The organism is Halalkalicoccus jeotgali B3, assembly GCF_000196895.1.
In the GTDB taxonomy this organism is placed as follows: domain Archaea; phylum Halobacteriota; class Halobacteria; order Halobacteriales; family Halalkalicoccaceae; genus Halalkalicoccus; species Halalkalicoccus jeotgali.
Map to the genome: position 1 here is coordinate 380174 of NC_014297.1, position 16442 is coordinate 396615.

At 65.8% G+C, this 16442-nt stretch carries 18 protein-coding genes; 8 read left to right on the forward strand and 10 right to left on the reverse strand.

What is annotated here, in order from left to right:
- Nucleotides 1-54 precede the first annotated feature (54 nt).
- From argS to HACJB3_RS01925, 3 genes are all read right to left on the reverse strand, one after another.
- Nucleotides 55-1803 (reverse strand): arginine--tRNA ligase, encoded by a 1749-nt coding sequence (gene argS / locus HACJB3_RS01915; protein ID WP_008418502.1) that lies wholly within the window; start codon nucleotides 1801-1803, stop codon nucleotides 55-57.
- A gap of 34 nt (nucleotides 1804-1837) precedes the next feature.
- The gene (locus HACJB3_RS01920; protein WP_008418501.1) at nucleotides 1838-2272 is read right to left on the reverse strand and encodes an HTH domain-containing protein; all 435 of its coding nucleotides are present in this window, start codon (nucleotides 2270-2272) and stop codon (nucleotides 1838-1840) included.
- Between the two features lie 63 nt (nucleotides 2273-2335).
- Nucleotides 2336-2956, reverse strand: coding sequence for a MaoC family dehydratase (locus HACJB3_RS01925; RefSeq protein WP_008418500.1), 621 nt, complete (start codon nucleotides 2954-2956; stop codon nucleotides 2336-2338).
- 144 nt (nucleotides 2957-3100) lie between these two features.
- On the opposite strand from HACJB3_RS01925, the gene twy1 reads away from it, so the two are divergent.
- The 4 genes from twy1 to HACJB3_RS01945 all read left to right on the forward strand — a co-directional run bounded on the left by twy1 (nucleotide 3101) and on the right by HACJB3_RS01945 (nucleotide 6465).
- On the forward strand, nucleotides 3101-4069 hold the full coding sequence (gene twy1 / locus HACJB3_RS01930) for a 4-demethylwyosine synthase TYW1 (RefSeq protein ID WP_008418498.1): 969 nt from the start codon (nucleotides 3101-3103) through the stop codon (nucleotides 4067-4069).
- Nucleotides 4070-4135: 66 nt separating this feature from the next.
- On the forward strand, nucleotides 4136-4834 hold the full coding sequence (locus tag HACJB3_RS01935) for a DUF120 domain-containing protein (RefSeq protein ID WP_008418496.1): 699 nt from the start codon (nucleotides 4136-4138) through the stop codon (nucleotides 4832-4834).
- The gene (gene ribB, locus HACJB3_RS01940; RefSeq protein ID WP_008418494.1) at nucleotides 4831-5493 is read left to right on the forward strand and encodes a 3,4-dihydroxy-2-butanone-4-phosphate synthase; all 663 of its coding nucleotides are present in this window, start codon (nucleotides 4831-4833) and stop codon (nucleotides 5491-5493) included. The genes HACJB3_RS01935 and ribB overlap by 4 nt, the downstream gene beginning before the upstream one ends.
- Before the next feature lie 48 nt (nucleotides 5494-5541).
- Nucleotides 5542-6465, forward strand: coding sequence for a branched-chain amino acid transaminase (locus tag HACJB3_RS01945; RefSeq protein WP_008418493.1), 924 nt, complete (start codon nucleotides 5542-5544; stop codon nucleotides 6463-6465).
- Between the two features lie 30 nt (nucleotides 6466-6495).
- Here the strand turns inward: HACJB3_RS01945 and tatC (HACJB3_RS01950) are convergent, their stop codons facing one another.
- A complete protein-coding gene (gene tatC, locus HACJB3_RS01950; RefSeq protein ID WP_008418491.1) occupies nucleotides 6496-7320 on the reverse strand; it encodes a twin-arginine translocase subunit TatC in 825 nt (274 codons plus the stop codon).
- Nucleotides 7321-7426: 106 nt separating this feature from the next.
- On the opposite strand from tatC (HACJB3_RS01950), the gene tatC (HACJB3_RS01955) reads away from it, so the two are divergent.
- Nucleotides 7427-10108 (forward strand): twin-arginine translocase subunit TatC, encoded by a 2682-nt coding sequence (gene tatC, locus HACJB3_RS01955; RefSeq protein WP_008418489.1) that lies wholly within the window; start codon nucleotides 7427-7429, stop codon nucleotides 10106-10108.
- Here the strand turns inward: tatC (HACJB3_RS01955) and HACJB3_RS01960 are convergent, their stop codons facing one another.
- The gene (locus HACJB3_RS01960) at nucleotides 10109-10846 is read right to left on the reverse strand and encodes a DUF4397 domain-containing protein (protein ID WP_008418487.1); all 738 of its coding nucleotides are present in this window, start codon (nucleotides 10844-10846) and stop codon (nucleotides 10109-10111) included. It lies immediately after the preceding gene.
- 83 nt (nucleotides 10847-10929) lie between these two features.
- On the opposite strand from HACJB3_RS01960, the gene HACJB3_RS01965 reads away from it, so the two are divergent.
- The gene (locus tag HACJB3_RS01965; RefSeq protein WP_008418485.1) at nucleotides 10930-11109 is read left to right on the forward strand and encodes a ribbon-helix-helix domain-containing protein; all 180 of its coding nucleotides are present in this window, start codon (nucleotides 10930-10932) and stop codon (nucleotides 11107-11109) included.
- The gene (locus HACJB3_RS01970) at nucleotides 11096-11806 is read left to right on the forward strand and encodes a queuosine precursor transporter (RefSeq protein ID WP_008418482.1); all 711 of its coding nucleotides are present in this window, start codon (nucleotides 11096-11098) and stop codon (nucleotides 11804-11806) included. The genes HACJB3_RS01965 and HACJB3_RS01970 overlap by 14 nt, the downstream gene beginning before the upstream one ends.
- On the opposite strand, the gene HACJB3_RS01975 is transcribed toward HACJB3_RS01970, so the two are convergent.
- A complete protein-coding gene (locus HACJB3_RS01975; protein WP_008418480.1) occupies nucleotides 11803-12558 on the reverse strand; it encodes a 23S rRNA (uridine(2552)-2'-O)-methyltransferase in 756 nt (251 codons plus the stop codon). The genes HACJB3_RS01970 and HACJB3_RS01975 overlap by 4 nt on opposite strands.
- 123 nt (nucleotides 12559-12681) lie before the next feature.
- Between HACJB3_RS01975 and HACJB3_RS01980 the strand changes: the two genes are divergently transcribed.
- Nucleotides 12682-13425, forward strand: coding sequence for a DNA polymerase sliding clamp (locus HACJB3_RS01980; protein WP_008418478.1), 744 nt, complete (start codon nucleotides 12682-12684; stop codon nucleotides 13423-13425).
- A gap of 12 nt (nucleotides 13426-13437) precedes the next feature.
- Here the strand turns inward: HACJB3_RS01980 and HACJB3_RS01985 are convergent, their stop codons facing one another.
- The 4 genes from HACJB3_RS01985 to HACJB3_RS02000 all read right to left on the reverse strand — a co-directional run bounded on the left by HACJB3_RS01985 (nucleotide 13438) and on the right by HACJB3_RS02000 (nucleotide 16418).
- A complete protein-coding gene (locus HACJB3_RS01985) occupies nucleotides 13438-14208 on the reverse strand; it encodes a hypothetical protein (RefSeq protein WP_238532791.1) in 771 nt (256 codons plus the stop codon).
- Nucleotides 14205-14519, reverse strand: a complete 315-nt coding sequence (locus HACJB3_RS01990) for a 2Fe-2S iron-sulfur cluster-binding protein (protein ID WP_008418473.1) — start codon at nucleotides 14517-14519, stop codon at nucleotides 14205-14207. The genes HACJB3_RS01985 and HACJB3_RS01990 overlap by 4 nt, the downstream gene beginning before the upstream one ends.
- A gap of 4 nt (nucleotides 14520-14523) precedes the next feature.
- Nucleotides 14524-15954: a selenium-binding protein SBP56-related protein gene (locus HACJB3_RS01995; protein WP_008418471.1), complete on the reverse strand. Its 1431-nt coding sequence runs from the start codon at nucleotides 15952-15954 to the stop codon at nucleotides 14524-14526.
- Between the two features lie 194 nt (nucleotides 15955-16148).
- Nucleotides 16149-16418 carry a GNAT family N-acetyltransferase gene (locus HACJB3_RS02000; RefSeq protein WP_008418469.1) on the reverse strand — a complete coding sequence of 90 codons (270 nt, stop codon included), beginning with the start codon at nucleotides 16416-16418 and terminating at the stop codon, nucleotides 16149-16151.
- Nucleotides 16419-16442: the final 24 nt, after the last annotated feature.

The window sequence follows — 16442 nt, forward strand, 5'->3', positions numbered from 1 at the left end:
TAAGTACCCTTTGACCGCCCGCGTCGTCCGTTCTCACGCGCGGTGTCGCACGCGTCACATCGACTCGGGCGCCTCGATCCCGAGGACCGAAAGGGCGTTTGCGATCGTGTGGCGGGCGCCGGCGACGAGCGCGAGACGGGCTTCGGTCAGGTCTTCGTCCGCCGAGATGACCTGGCGCTCGCGATAGAAGGCGTTGAACGTCTCGGCGAACTCGCGAGTGTAGGTCGCGACTTGGTGGGGCTGGCGATCCGTCGCGGCGGACTCGATCACGGCGGGGAACCGCCCGATCACCTCTAGCAGGTCGCGTTCCTCCGGGCTATCGAGCAACGCGGGATCGATCCGACCGGGATCGTGGCCCGCGCGCGCTGCTTCGGTGAGGATGCCACAGGTCCGGGCGTGGACGTACTGGACGTACGGTGCCGACTGGGCCTCGAAGTTCAGCGCGCGATCCCACTCGAAGGTGATCGCCTTCGAGGGCTGTTTCGAGACGATGTCGTAGCGAACCGCACCGATCCCGACCTGCCGGGCGATGCGCTCGATATCGCTTTCGGTCAGATCGTCGTCGCGGATCCGGTCGTCCATGCGCGTTTCGACCTCGTCGCGGGCGCGCGCGACCGCCTCGTCGAGCAGGTCATCGAGGTCAACGCCTGTGCCCGCGCGCGTGCTCATCTTGCCCTCGGGGAGGTTGACGTAGGAGTAAAACACCGAGTCGAGTCGGTCGGTATCGTTACCGAGCAGGTCGAGCGCCGCCCCCAGTTGCGTGGCCTGCAGCTTGTGATCCTCGCCAAGCACCGTGACGGCGTGGTCGTACTCGTCGAACTTCCACTCGTGATGGGCCAGATCCCGCGTCGTATAGAGCGAGGTGCCGTCTGAACGCAGGAAGACGAGGTTCTTCTCGAAATCGGGAAGGTCGAGCTGCCAGGCCTCCTCCTCGTAGACCGCCTCGTCGAGTTCCCTGAGCCGCTTGACGAGCTCCTCGACGCTCCCGTCGCGGATGAATCGTGTCTCCTTGACGAACGCGTCGAACTCCGCGGGCAACCGGGAGAGGGACTCGCGCATTCCCCCTAATACCGTATCGACCACGTGGCCGACCCGCTCGTAGGCCTCCTCGTCGCCGTTTTCGAGGCCCTGCATGATCGATTGGATCTCGGCCTCGGCGGCCTCGACCTCGCCCTCGTCCGCCTCCTCGAGGAAGGCGTTGCCCTTGCGGTAGTAGCGGACCAGTTCGTAGTCGGCCTTCTCGCGGTCGGGGTCTGGGAGGTCGTCCTCCTCGAAGGTCTCGTAGGCCCACGTGAAGACGGCCATCTGCCGGCCGGCGTCGTTGACGTAGTAGTGGCGATCCACGTTGTTGCCCGCGAAGTCGAGTAGTCGGGCGATCGCGTCGCCGATGATCGGGTTGCGCGCGCGCCCGACGTGGACCGGGCCGGTCGGGTTCGCGCTCGTATGCTCGACGACGACCTCTCTCCCTGTGGGCTCGAGCCGCCCGTAGTCGGCTTCGCGGGCGGTTTCGAGGGTGTCGGCGTAGTAGGCGTCGCTCGCGTGGAAGTTCACGTACGGTCCCTGCGTCCCGACGCCCCCGAGATACTCACAGCCCGCGACGTCGGTCGCATCGGCGAGGTCGCCGGCGACCTCGTGGGGGGACGTTCCGACCTCGCCGGCGAGCCGGAAGGCGACGCTAGAAGCGAGGACCGCCTCGACGTCTTCGGGCGGCTCTTCGAGACCGAGATCCTCGGTCGGCAGCGAGAGCGCAGAGAGCGCCTCCGTGAGCACCTCGGCGGCCTCGGCGCGGAGCGAACGGAACATACACGCCGTTCTGGATCGGCGGATAAAGCCGTTTTCAATCCGCGAGGCCGACGAGTTCGCCGTCGGTTTCGAGCGCAGTCAGACAGTCCCAGACGCTGTAGGCGGCGGTTTCGTCCCGACAGGGAAACACTCGGACGAGTTCGTCGCCACTGTGAACGGCGATACAGATGATCGGGAAGACGATCTCGCGGGCGTCGGCACGCTCGTGTTCCTGGAAGAACGGTTCGATGGTGTGACCGATCTCCGCCGCGCGCGCTTTGAACGCCTCGAACGTCTCGACGGTCCCATCGGCCCCGTTCTCGACGACGACTCGGTCGTCCCAGTGGCGAACGCGCAGTCCCGCGATCCGTCCCTGTCGTTCGAGGCGTTCGACCCGCTCGATTACCTCCCGCTGGCGCTCGCGGGCCGGGAGCGAGGCCGACGCCCGGAGATAGACGACGATCCTATGAGATGCGTTGCTGGTGGTCATGGCTCTCACCCACACGGCTGTGGCGAATTCGCGTTGGATTTCCAACTACAAAGCTACGGGGGGCTATGCGGGCTGTTCGTCGATGAGGACGACCGCCTCCCCGTCGATGAGTGTCGACCCGTCCGCCTCGGTTACCTCGGCGACGAGGCGATACCTGTCCTGTCCGAGATCCTCGACGATCTCACACCGCGCAGTCAACACCGACCCGATTCGGGCGGGTCCCTTGAATTCGAGGCTTTCCGAGAGGTAGATCGTCAGTCCGGGCAGGCGTGCCAGCGCGGCGCTGATCAACCCCCCGACGAGGGTGCCGTGGACGATCCGCGTGCCGAACCGGGTGCCGGCGGCGAACTCCTCGTCCAGATGCAGGCGGTTGGTGTCGCCGCTTGCCTGGGCGAACGCGTGGACGTCCGCGTCGGTCAGGGGCTTGGTGAACTCGACGTACTCGCCGACGCCCAGTTCCTCGCGGGTGTCGACCGAGCGCTCCATCGACCAGCCGACAGCGCCGTAGGAGAGCTCGTCGACGGGGGCGTTGATCCGCTCGGATTTGCTCGAGGACAACCCCATCCCCGCGAGGATCGCCCGGTTTGCCTCGACGTAGCTGTTGACGACGTGCTTCGAAACGTCGGACCACGAGTCGACGAACTCGGTCATCGGCCGCTCCTCGGCGTTCGAGCTCTCGCTCATCGACGCCCTCCACGGGAAGGGACGGGAGTCGGACGACACACGGACTGCACGGTATGGTCCATGATCACACATGGGATAGAAGCACCTTAAGTACATTGAACCTAAGCGGCGGGCTTTTCACCCCGCCAGCCTAACGACGGTTCCATGAGCGGGCCAAAGCAGGTCTCCTCGCCGGAGTACCACAGCGAGAACCACACCGCCGCCCAGACCTGCGGGTGGACCGCAAACGCCCTGCGTGGCGAGGGGAAATGCTATAAGTACGCCTTCTACGGGATCGAATCCCACCGCTGTATTCAGATGACGCCCGTCGTCAAATGCAACGAGCGCTGTGTCTTTTGCTGGCGGGACCATCGCGGGCACGCCTACGAACTCGGCGACGTCGAGTGGGACGACCCCGAGGCCGTCGTCGACGCCTCGATCCGCCTCCAGAAGAAGCTACTCTCGGGCTTCGGCGGTAACGACGAGGTCCCCCGCGAGGTCTTCGAGGGGGCGATGGAGCCCCGTCACGTCGCCATCAGCCTCGACGGCGAACCCACGCTCTATCCCTATCTCCCCGAACTCATCGACGCGTTTCACGACCGGGACATCACGACCTTCCTCGTCTCCAACGGCACCGATCCCGAGATGCTGGCCCGATGTGAGCCAACCCAGCTCTACGTCAGCGTCGACGCCGCCGAACGCGCCACCTTCGACCAAGTCGTGCGCGCGGTCGACGACGACGCCTGGGAGCGCCTGATCGACACGATGGACGTGCTGGCCGAGAAAGAGGACACCCGGACCGTGCTTCGCACCACGCTCGTCGGCGGCGAGAACATGCAGGATCCCGACTGGTACGCCGCCTTCTACGACAGAGCCGACCCCGACTTCGTCGAGCTCAAAGCCTACATGCACGTCGGCCACTCCCAGGGCCGCCTCGACCGCTCGGCGATGCCCGACCACGAGGACGTCGTGGCGTTCGCCGAGGAGGTACAGGAGTACATGCCGGAACACGAGCATCTCAACGACGTACCGGTCTCGCGGGTCGCACTGCTCTCGAAGACCGAGGAGACGTGGGTGCCCAAACTGAAGAAGGGAAGCGAGTTCTGGGAGCGCGACCCGCTCGCGGCCGACTAGTCCCTCATTTCTGTTACGCATCCCACATCCGTTACGCTTATACGGGACGCTCCCGGAGTCCGAGGTATGTCACAGACCGCGGTACGGGAGGTCGGCCCCGACGAACTCGCCGTGCTCCGGCAGTTGGGACTCGACGGCGCGCTCTCGGGCGAAGCGAAGATCTCGTGTTCGGCGCTCGCGGATCGGCTCGATACGTCGAGTCAGACCGCCTCGCGCCGACTGCAGGCGCTCGAAAACGCCGATTTCGTCACGCGCGAGACGGTCGCGGACGGGCAGTGGATCGCCATCACCGACGCCGGCGAGCGCGCGCTGCGCGGGGAGTACGACGCCTACCGCCGGCTGTTCGAAGGGGCCTCGAGCATCGACCTCGACGGCACCGTCACGGGCGGGATGGGCGAGGGCAAACACTACATCTCGCTTCCGGGCTACATGGCGCAGTTCGGCGACCGACTCGGCTACGAGCCGTTCCCGGGGACGCTGAACGTCGAGCTGAGCGAAGAAAGCGTCCGACGGCGCGGCGCGATGGAGACGTTCGAGCCGATTCACATCGACGGCTGGGAGGACGAGGATCGCACGTATGGTCCCTGTGTCTGCTATCCGGCGACGGTCATCGCCGACGAGGAGTACGACACTGCACACGTCATCGCCCCCGAGCGCACCCACCACGACGAGGATCAACTCGAACTGATCGCGCCGACGAAGCTTCGGGACGCACTCACACTGGACGACGAGGATGCGATCACCGTGCGAGTGGAGGAGAAATGACCCAGCGCCAGCGAGCCGCGACCGAACGCGCCATCGGGTCGTTTCGCTCGGGCTCCCCAGTGTTGATCCACGATGCCGACGACCGGGAGGGCGAGACCGATCTGATCTATCCCGCGGGCGCGGTCACGCCCGAGGCGGTCTCCCGTCTTCGCAACGACGCCGGCGGGTTGGTCTGTGTCGCACTCTCGGCCAGCGTCGCCGGCCGATTGGACCTGCCGTTCGTCCAGGAGACGCTCGACCACCCCGCGGCCGAAGACCACGATCTGGCCTACGACGACCGCTCGTCGTTCTCGCTGACGGTCAACCACCGCAATACTCGAACCGGGATCACCGACGCGGACCGTGCGCTGACGATCACCGCACTTTCCGAGGCCGCAGGCGAACCGGATCCCGGCGCTTTCGCCGAGACGTTCCGTGCACCGGGACATGTCCACCTGCTTCGGGCCGCCGAGGGACTGCTTTCCGAGCGCGAGGGCCACACCGAGTTCGGGGTTGCGCTCGCCGAGGCCGCCGACCTGCCGCCCGCGGTCGTCGTCTGCGAGATGCTCGACGACCACACGGGGGGAGCGCTCTCGCCGGCCGACGCGCGGGCCTACGCCCAACGCCACGACCTTCCCTACCTCGAGGGCCGGGACCTACGGGCCGGACTCGGTCGATAGACCCCCGGAAACCGCACACTCATTACCGAGGGATTCGACGGGTCGGATATGGGATTCGACGAGATGGACGTCGACACGATCTGGATGGACGGCGAGTTCGTCGACTGGGACGACGCCCAGATCCACGTCCTCAGCCACGGGCTGCACTACGGTACCGGCGTGTTCGAAGGGATCCGTTGTTACGACACCGAGGAGGGTCCCGCGATCTTTCGCTGGGACGAACACGCAAAACGGCTCTATGACTCGGGCCAGCCCTACGGACTGGAGATCGACCACGACTCCGAGGAGCTCGAAGAGGCGACGAAGGAACTGATCCGGCGTCAGGAACTCGAATCCTGTTACATCCGCCCGATCGCCTTCTACGGCTACGACAGCCTGGGCGTGAGTCCACAGGACTGCCCGACGCGGATCGCCATCGCCGCCTGGCCGTGGGGTGCGTATCTCGGCGAGGAAGCCCTCGAGGAAGGCGTGAAGGTCAAGGTCTCCTCGTGGCGCAAGCACGCCTCGAGCCAGATCCCGACCAACGCAAAAACGACGGGGCTCTACGTGAACAGCCTGCTCGCCGGCGAGGAGGCCCGCCGGGAGGGCTACGTCGAGGCACTCGTGTTGAACAAGGAGGGCAACGTCGCCGAGGGCCCCGGCGAGAACCTCTTTCTGGTCCGGGACGGCGAGATCTACACCCCCGGGCTCTCGGAGGGAATTTTGGATGGGATCACCCGCAACAGCGTCATCACCATCGCCCGCGATCTGGGCTACACGGTTCACGACGAGGCGACGATCAGCCGCGGGGAGCTACACACTGCCGACGAGCTCTTCTTTACGGGGACCGCCGCGGAGGTCACCCCGATCAAGCAGGTCGACAACGTCACCGTCGGCGAGCGCGGCCCCGTCACCGAGGAGCTCCAGTCGCGCTTTTTCGACGTCGTCGAGCGCCGGACCGACGACTACGACGAGTGGTTCAGCTACGTGTAGTCGCCTGCAGTCGTCATACCGGGCCTCGAGTTACCGGCCGACCCACCGCAGTATCAACAGCGTCCCTTCGAAGAGGCCGACCATCGTCAGCGCGACGATGATGGGGGCCATCCCCGTCGGGTCGGGACTGGAGACGAACGCGACGCCGAGAAACGCCCCCCAGAAGTAGAGCCGTCGTTCGGTGAGCCACCGCCTCGTCGTGAGCCCCATCATGATCGCCAGCATGATCAACAGCGGAATCTGAAAGACGATCGCGAGATACCCCATCAGGATCAACATGAGCCCGAAGGTATCGCCCAGCCCGAACGCGATCGCGCCGGCGTCCTGTGAGTACGTCAGGAAGTAGGTGAAGATAGCGGGCAAGACGACGAAAAACGCGAAGAGCACGCCCACGATAGCCAGGATCAGGCTCGTGGGAACGGCCGCGAGGTAGTACTTGCGCTCGTTCCGGTAGAGGCCCGGACGCATGAACCGGTAGGTCTCATAGACCATCACCGGCAGTGCGACGATCAACCCCGCGAGACTGGCGACCTTGATGCGCGCGAGGACGAACTCCAAGGGGCCGTACACCCGGGGTTGGGCGACGTCGCCGCCCGGAAGCACGGAGTACCAGATGAAGGTGATGAGCTGGTCGGCAAGCGGGAAGACGACGATGCTGACCGATCCGGCGACGACGATGACGATCGCCAGTCGCTTTATCATCTCCTCGATGTGGTCGGCAAGCGGCATCTCCTGGTCCTCGGAGGGTGCGGAGAGTCCGCCGACGTCGGCTTCCTCCTCGGCCGTGGCCGCTGTCGTGGTCGTGCCGCCGTCGGGGACGGCCCGCTCACGGCCGGACCTGCGATGCTCGCCCATTCAGCGTGAGCTAGGTATCCGGGCGGTTATAGGCTTTCTTTCTCGATGCGCTCGCACGCGCTATGGAGAAGAAGATTGATAACCGGCTACCGGCTAGCCCTACTGAATGTCGGGTTCGATCGTCGACGAGGACACCGCCCGGAGTCTGAACAGCGGGCGAGAGACGATCGGGGCGGTACTGTCGACGATCCAGACCCACCTCCAGAAGGTCTTCATCGTTTTCGTCGTCGGCTTTCTCGGTACCTTCTATGCGCTCCGGGCCGTCGTCTGGGACTGGCTCCGATCGGTCACGGTCTCGGGGATGCCCCCGGAGGTGATCGATCGCTTCGCGATCATCGTCACGACCCCCTTCGAGGTGATCCTACTGCAGGCGAAAATCGGGATCGTCGCCGGAATCCTCGTCTCGATTCCGCCGCTGCTCTATCTCTCGCGACACGAACTGCGCGCGCGGGGCTACTGGCCCCAGACCCCGATCGCACGCTGGAAGCTCGTCGGGATCGCGCTCATGTCGCTGTTGTTGTTTCTGGGTGGGGTCTCGTATGCCTACGGCCTGTTTTTCCCGCTCATCCTCGGGTTTCTCGCGGAGTTCTCCTACGGCGTCGGGGTCGACCCGACGTGGTCGATCGTCATGTGGACGGAGTTTCTCGTCCTGCTTACGGTCTCGTTCGGGCTGGCCGCCCAGTTACCCCTCGCGATGTGTTCGCTCGCCTACGCCGAGATCGTCCCCTACGAGACGTTCCGGGACAAGTGGAAGTACGCGGTGCTCGGGATCTTCATCTTCGGCGCGATGTTCTCGCCGCCCGATCCCATCTCCCAGATCATGTGGGCGGTTCCGCTCGTGATCCTGTACGCGTTCAGCCTCGGCCTGACGCGCTTTGTCGTCACGCTCAAGCGGGGCGGTCGGGCCAACGTTCGGGGCACCCTAAAGCGGAACCTCCCGCTTCTGTTCGGCGCCCCGCTGTTGCTCGCTGCCGGAGCCTACGGCGCGCTCGTCGCCGGACTGGGCGAATATTTCAACGAACTGCTGCTCGAACCGCGTGATATCGCCCTCCCGCAGGCGCTCTGGCTGCAGGAACTGCTGGGCGTCCCCCGCGAGGTCGCGCTGGCGGTCGGGGCCGCGGCGGTCCTGTTCGCCGTGGCGTTCGTTCTGGTCGTCTTTTACTTGCTCATCTCCTCGGTCGAGCAGTCCCCCCCGGGGCCGACCGGCCGGATGGGCGATCCCGAGGCCATCGACCTCTCGGAACTCGACGCGGCGGGCGTTCGGGCCGCACCCGGAGGGGCCTTCGCGGCGCTCTCCGAGGAGGAGGCGCTTGCGATCGCCCGCGAGGCGATGGACGAGGAGAACCCCGAGAAGGCCCAGGCAGTCCTCGATCGGTTCGACGCGATCCACGCCGAGGAGGCAGAACCCGCCACGGCGGCCGACTCGGAGGACGCGGCCGCCGAGAGCGCCGGGGAAGACGACGAGGAGGACGTCGGCGGGATCCTGACGGGAACCGCGACGGGGATGTTCGCGGCGTTCTCCGAGGAGAAGGACGAGGACGACATCGGCGGGTACCTCTACGACGTCAAGTACATCGCCGACAGCCTCCGCTCGCGGCTGTTGTGGATCTTCGCGGTCTTCGGGGTCGTACTGATCGGGGTCTTTACGTTCTTCTACATCGGCGGGGTGCGGATCATCACCCAGGACTTCGTCTCGCGGATGCCACGGGCCGTCGTCAGCATCGACGACGTCCGGGTCGTCGACCTCCACCCCGTCGAGACGCTGATGTTCATCATCAAGGTGAGCACCCTCGTGGCGTTGCTCTCGATCGTGCCGATGGTGCTGTACTTCGCGTGGCCGGCGATGAAAGAGCGCGGGCTGACGCGGGGCCAGCGCTCGGTGGTCTACGAGTGGACCGTCGCGATCGCGCTGGCGTTGGCCGGGGGTACCCTGCTCGGGTACTACTACATCGCACCCGGCCTCATCGGGTTTCTCGTCTACGACGCCACCCAGGCCGGGATGGTGATCTCCTATCGTATCAGCAAGTTCTCGTGGCTGATCATCTACACCACCGTCGGCGTCGGGTTGCTCGCTTGCGTGCCGCTCACGATGTGGATGCTCTTTCGGGGCAAGGTCGCCTCCTACTGGGGGATGCGCACCCGCTGGCGCGAGGTGACCATCGCCGTCTTCGCCGTCGCCGGGCTCGTGACGCCGGTCAGCGTCCTGACGATGTTCATCGTCGCGATCCCGACGATGCTCGCCTACGGGGTCGGCCTCGCGGGGCTGTGGGCCATCACCCTCGGCGGGCGACGCGACTTCACCGAGCGCCCGGAGACCGGACCCGACGCCGGCAACTCGAAGTGGCTCGCGTTGATCATCGTCGTGTTCCTCGTGATCGGGGGCGCCGTCGCGGCCACCGGCGGGGGGATCGGGTCGGTGCTCTCGGATGATATCCCCGACGCCCCCGGTCCCACCGAGGGCGATGACCCGGCGACCGGAAGCGACGACAACGGGACGGATACCGATTCGCCGGCTGAGGACCCCGAGGCCACAAGCGGTGACGGCTCGGCCGCCGAACCCGACGACGACGGGAGTTCGGGGAGCGGCGACTCGGCCGGCGACGGTTCGGCGGACACCGACTCGGGCCCCTTCGAGGGCGATGACGAGTCCGGCGATTCGAGCGACTCTGCCGGCTCCGATACCGACGCTTCCGAGGACTCCGACGGGAACGGCGGAACGGACGGGAGCGACGACGATGGCGAAAACGGGAGTTCGGGGATCGACGTTCGCGAGCCGATCGACGGGTAGTTACTGCTCGCCCGGCGCGGCGTCCTCGCTGATCGCAAGCGAGAACCCGAGTCCGTCGGGGGCGGCGTCGGGTGCCGATTCGGGGTCCTGGTAGCCGACGCCGAACGCCGAGTAGACGCGCCCGGCCTCGGGTGCGATCTCGAAGCGGGCGATGGTCTTTCCGTCGGTGGCGTTGATCGCCACGACGGTCTCGCCCGCCGGAACCGCCGTCGTTCGACTGTCCCCGAACGAAAGTCCCTCCGCGACCATCGTGCCGCCCTCGGTCATGACGTCGACCGCGGGCGTATCGGGTGAGGCGTGGACCGCCCGCAGGCGGGCCTGACCCGACGGTGGCGGGCTGTAATCGTCCGTCAACGCCACCAGATCGAACTCGTTGCCGCTCACCGCACAGACCTCGCCGAGCGCAGCGAGGGTACTCGGCCCCGATTCGACGGTCGTCTCGGTTTCGAGGAGGGCGTTCTCGACGCCTTCGCCGGTCGGGACGACGGCGACGTCGTAGGTGCCCGGCTCGGCGGGTGTCGTGCCCTCCTGGAGCGTGAGGGGCTCGACGCCCTCGAACCACAACTCGCCGTCGACGTGGACGTCGATCGCCGGGGCGTCCGGCGAGAGGTGCACGACGCGGGCGACGTTCTCCTGGTTCCGGTCGTGAGTGTCCGCACCGGCGACGGTGGTTCCGGCAGAGAGGGCCATTCCGGCTCCGAGCGCGGCGAGAACGCCGCGTCTGGTGTACTCGGTCATCGTTACACTCCTCTATCGTACCGAATAATAAAAGCCGTCGATCGAGTCGGGCCGCTTATCAGTCCCCCCGATATTCTTCAGATATGCCCAAGATAAGCGTCGAAGTGCCCCGTGAGCTGCTTGCTGACCTCGACGCCCACGTCGGCGACGACGGGAAGTTCGTCAACCGAAGCGAGGCGATCCGCGCCTCGGTACGAAAGACGTTGGACCTGCTCGACGAGATCGACGATCGCCACGGACGCCTCGACGATGAACTCGAGTGAGTCGAACGCGCCGCGACTCGTGCTGGCGGCGGCGTTCGTTACGGCGCTGGTCGTCGCCCAGTTGCTCGCGGTGAAGATCCTCGCACTTTCGCTCCCCGTCGGGCTGCCGGTCGTCGGAAGCGAGATCATCGTTCCCGCGGGCGTGCTGGCGTACGCGATCACGTTCCTCGCCACCGACTGTTACGGAGAACTCTACGGCAAACGTCCTGCTCGGACGCTGGTGACGGTCGGTTTTGCGATGATCCTCCTCATGCTGGCGTTGCTCTGGCTCGCGATCCTCGCACCCGGATCGCCCGCGGGCGTCGACCCCGAGCTGTTCGAGCAAGTCCTGGCCCCGAGTACGAACGTCGTCCTCGGCGGCCTCCTCGCGTATCTCGTCAGCCAGCACTGGGACGTGATCGCCTTCCACGGGATCCGCGAGCGAACCGGCGACCGGCTGTTGTGGGCTCGTAACGTCGGCTCGACGGCGACCAGCCAGGCGCTCGATACCGTCGTGTTCGTCCTCGTGGCGTTCTCGCTTGCGCCCACGCTGTTCGGGATCGGGGTGGCGCTTCCGGCGGGCGAACTACTGGCGCTGATCGTCGGCCAGTACCTGCTCAAACTGCTGATCGCGCTCGCGGACACGCCCGTGGTGTACGGGGTCGTCGGGCTGGTGCACTCGCGCCGGGACGAGCGCGGAGCGACGCCCGCCGACTAGTCGAGCCGCTTCGCGAACGCGAAGTTCGGCTTGACCTCCTCGATCTCGATCTCGGCGCTCTCGTCCTCCCCGGCGTCGGGAACGAACACGGTAAAGCCCTCCACTTTCGCGATCCCGTCGCCCTCGCTTCCGACGTCCTTGATCCCGACGGTCAGCCGTTGGCCGGCCTCGACCGGCGCGGTCAGGAAGCCCTTCGCGATCAGGTAGACCTCCGAGGACTCCTCGCGTGAGGCCGCAGGCGAGGTGGTGCGGACGTACTCGAACTCCGCCTCCATGTCGTCCCTGAGCGCGTCGAGGTCCCGTCCCTCGAAGACCTTCACGACGAGATCGCCCCCCGGGGTCAGGATCTCGCGGGCGGTCTCGAACGCCTGGCGGGCGAGGTGGACCGAGCGGGCCTGATCGAGCGAGTACTCGCCGGTCATGTTGGGCGCCATGTCCGAGAGTACCGTGTCGGCCTCGCCGATGCGCTCGATTATCTCCCCCCTCGTTCCCTCGTCGGTCATGTCGCCCTTGATCGTCTCGACCCCTTCCAGCGAGTCGATTCGCTGGAGGTCGACGCCGATCACGGTTCCGGTGCCGACGCGCTCGCTTGCGACTTGGAGCCACCCGCCCGGGGCGGCACCCAGATCGACGACGCGGTCCCCGTGTGAGAGGAGGTCCTCCATTTCGTCGAGCTGCTGGAGCTTGTACGCCGCCCGGGAGCGATACCCCTGCTGTTTCGCCTTGTTGTAGTACTCGTCCTTGCCGGCCATTCGATTACTGGACGTAGGCGTGCGAGGGGCTTACCGGCTTCGCTCCCGCCTCACGGTCACGCGCGCACGCGCGTGAAAGGAAAAGCTGCCTTTTTACGTCGTGCTTTCGTAGCCGGAGCTAAGATGTTCAACGCGATCGTGAGTGCCGACACGCTCGGGACGGCGCTCGATTCGGTGAGCGCACTGGTCGAGGAGTGTACGATCCACTTAAACGAAGACGGGCTTGCGATCCGGGCTGTCGACCCCGCGAACGTCGGCATGGTCGATCTCTCGCTCGACGCGACCGCCTTCGAGTCCTACGAGGCCGACGGCGGGCGTATCGGCGTCAACCTCTCGCGGCTCGAAGACACCGTCGGGATGGCAGACGCCGGTCAACTGGTCCACCTCGAACTCGACGAGGAGACCCGCAAGCTCCACATCCAGATCGACGGGCTCGAGTACACGCTCGCGCTGATCGATCCCGATTCCATCCGCCAGGAGCCCGATATCCCCGATCTGGACCTGCCCGCGAACGTCGTCGTCGAGGGCCGGGACATCAACCGCGCGGTCAAGGCCGCCGACATGGTGAGCGATCACATCGCGCTGGGCGTCGACGAGGCCGACTCGCTGTTTTACGTCGACGCCGAGGGCGACACCGACGACGTCCACCTCGAACTCGACGAGAGCGATCTGATCGATCTCACCCCGGGCCCGGCCCACTCGCTGTTTAGCCTCGACTACCTGAAGGACATGAACAAGGCCATCCCCTCCGATGGCGAGGTCACCCTCGAACTCGGCGAGGAGTTCCCCGTCAAACTCCACTTCGAGATCGCAGAAGGCGAGGGCCAGGTCACCTACATGCTCGCACCGCGCATCCAGAGCGACTAGCGCTCCGGACGACTACCGTTTTATCCGCCACCGCTCCCGTAGCGGCGCCGCCTCGCGATTTCGGTGCTCGACGACCTCCGCGTTCCCGACGACGAGTAGCGCGCCGGCACCCGCGGCCATTACGGTCACCTGGAGGCTCGTGGAAACGGCGAGCGCCAGCAGCGTACCGCCCACGATGCCGATCCCGAACCCGACCTGCAGTAGGACGATCGCGATCAGCGCCCGTACGGAACCCCTCTCCGTGGCCACGTAGAGACCGGCAATGGCGGCAGTTTCGAGTGCGGCGTGGCCCGCTATCAGGAGCGCCCCGGCCGTCCCGACGGCCGACCCCGCGAGATAGACGGCCGCGAGGACGATCCCTTCGACCACCCGATGGGTGATCAACGCCGCGCTGGCCACCTCCGCGTGGTGCGTGCCAATGCGCGCGGAGATTGACCACGCGACTGTCCCCCCGCCGACGATCCCCGCGGTAGCGAGCAGCGGGTACTCGCCGATGGCCGAGACCGCCAGGAGGACGCCGAGAAGGATGAGTACGATCCCGATCACCCTGTCGAACCCTGCCAGCATGCCGGGTCGAAGAGAGAGTCCCGTGAGCAGGACTATCGTACCGGCGGCGATACCGATCCCGAGGATGCCGGCGATGACGGCTCCGAACGCCACACCGACGTCGTGGTCGGCCCCCGTTCCGTGAGCCCGGACCAGGGCCGGCATACAGAACACCCCTATCGCTACGAGCGTCGTCATCCGGAGCAACGACGTACTCTCCGGTGTTCGGGCGCTCATCGCCACGGGTTCTCGAACAGGCGAGCGCGGACGTCCGTCCCCACCTCGACCGTACAGTCGACCTCCGGCGTCGCGATACAGGTCAGGACGTAGCCCGCTTCGAGGTGGCGATCCTTGAGCGCTCGCGGCGGTTCGACGTGGCGCATCTCACCGTCGAGAACCCGTCCGGTACAGGTCCCACAGACCCCGATCCGACAGCCAAAGGGCAGACCGATTCCCGATCTCTCGGCGGCGGCGAGCAGGGACTCATCGGGATCGACCCGTACCGTTTCGCGTCGCTTGCCCGACCGTTCGAGACCCACGACGTGCATGCGGTTACTGCCAGACGTCGCTGGTGCAGTCGCCGTCGGGCCAGCGGATCTCGTGGGCCCGGGCCGGCCCTTCGGGGAGGGTCCCGAAGTCGACGAGAAAGTCCTCGTCGAGCGTCAGCGTTCCCCGTCGAGGGTCGACGTCGGCCTTGAGCATGACCGATCCGCGCTCTTTCTCCTCGGGGAAGAACTGGTCGTCCCACGTCGAGTACAGCGAGGTCGTCCAGTAGAGGCGCTCGCCGTCGAGGCTCAACTGCACCATCTGTGGCCCGGCCGCCAGTTCGCGTCCCTTGACCTCCCTGACGTCGCCGAAGTAGCCTCCGATAGAGATCGAGTCGGCGTGTCGCGGGTTCGCCGGATCGGAGATGTCGTACATCCAGACCTCGCCGTGGAGCCAGTTCGCCCCGAACAGGTAGCGGTCGTCCATCGAGATCAGGATGTCCGTCGGGAGCGCCGGAACCGGCATGTCCCAGCCCTCGAGGTCGCGCCCCTCGAAGTCGATGACCTTCTCGGCGCGCCACCGGCCGTCTGCTCGCGGCTCATCGCCGCTCGCACCCTCCGAGGCGCTCCGCGCCTCGCGGTCCTCGAAGAAGTGGAAGATGTTCGAGGATAGCGCCGCGTTGACGTAGCCGTGGGTCGCCTCGGGGCTGTGAAGGAAACGTACTTCGAGCGGGACCAGCCCTTCCTCTCCGAGGTCGACCGTCTGCTCGACCGTCTTGTCCCCCCAGTTCCAGAAGTGCAGTCGGTGGCCGTACTTGCCGGCCTCGACGTCCTCCATGTCGAACCCTGGCTGATAGGTCTCCGGCGCGGCCCACTCCGAGGAGATCATCACGTTGTGACGCGGCTGATACCAGAAGTCGTAGTTCATCTCGATCTCCCCGGGGAGATCCCAGCGTCCCTCGATTTCGAGGTCCTCGTTCAGTTCGAGAAAGCCCCCGGGAAGTTCGCCGTCGGCATCCCCGAGCATGCTGACCATGACCCCACCGCCGGCGGGACAGTGAACGGTGTGGGGAGCCGAGAGATCGAGTTCGTGCACCTCCTCCGGTTCGATGACGCGGACGATCTCGGGATGATCCCTCTCCTTTGTATCGATGACCGTGATCCGCGAAGACCGGTTACCCGGAACCACGAGGTAGCGTCGCTCTAATCCCTCCATATGGCACGACGACGAGCAGGCGTTCCACCCGAAGTGATGGAGTTCATCGCCCTTCGTCGGCATCTCGATCCGATGCGTTATCTCGCCGTAGGTCGAGGACTCCGGATCGACATCGACCACGGCCAGGAAGTCCGGCGCGTCGATGTCCGTCCCGGTGTATAATCCGATGACGTACGCGACCGTTTCCCGTTCGGACTCCTCGATCGCGGCCTGCGGCGTCGCGTATCCCGGTCCTTCAACCTCGGGGTGTTCGCTGTGTTCGCCTGTGTGTGAACTGCTCATGACTCCTCCCCGTTGCCCGAAGTCCCAACTGCTCCGGATCAACGGTGGAGATTAGTGTTGTCGGCACAAATAGATTGATAGATAATAACACGCAGTTCATGCCGAGCGATCAACGGCTGAGCTTCGATACGGCATACGGTTCTGGTTACGGTGGAGGGACGCATACGATATCGGCGAGCAGAGACGACCTCCGATCAAATCGCCTTCTCGTAGCGGTACTCCCGATGCTCTACACCGCTCAACTCCACTGTCCGCTCCTCGACACGGTCGAACCCCCATCTCTCGTAGAACTCGACGCCAACCTCGTTTCCGGCGAGTACCGACAGCGCGAGTCGGTCACATTCGAGTTCCGTTTTGGCCGCCGCAAGCAACTGACTGCCGATCCCCTCGTCCCAGCGCTCGGCGGATTGGATCCCGACTAGACCGTTCGACCCCGGCGGTCGTATATAACTGGGGGCGTTCACACAGGTTTATCCACCCGGCGGCCA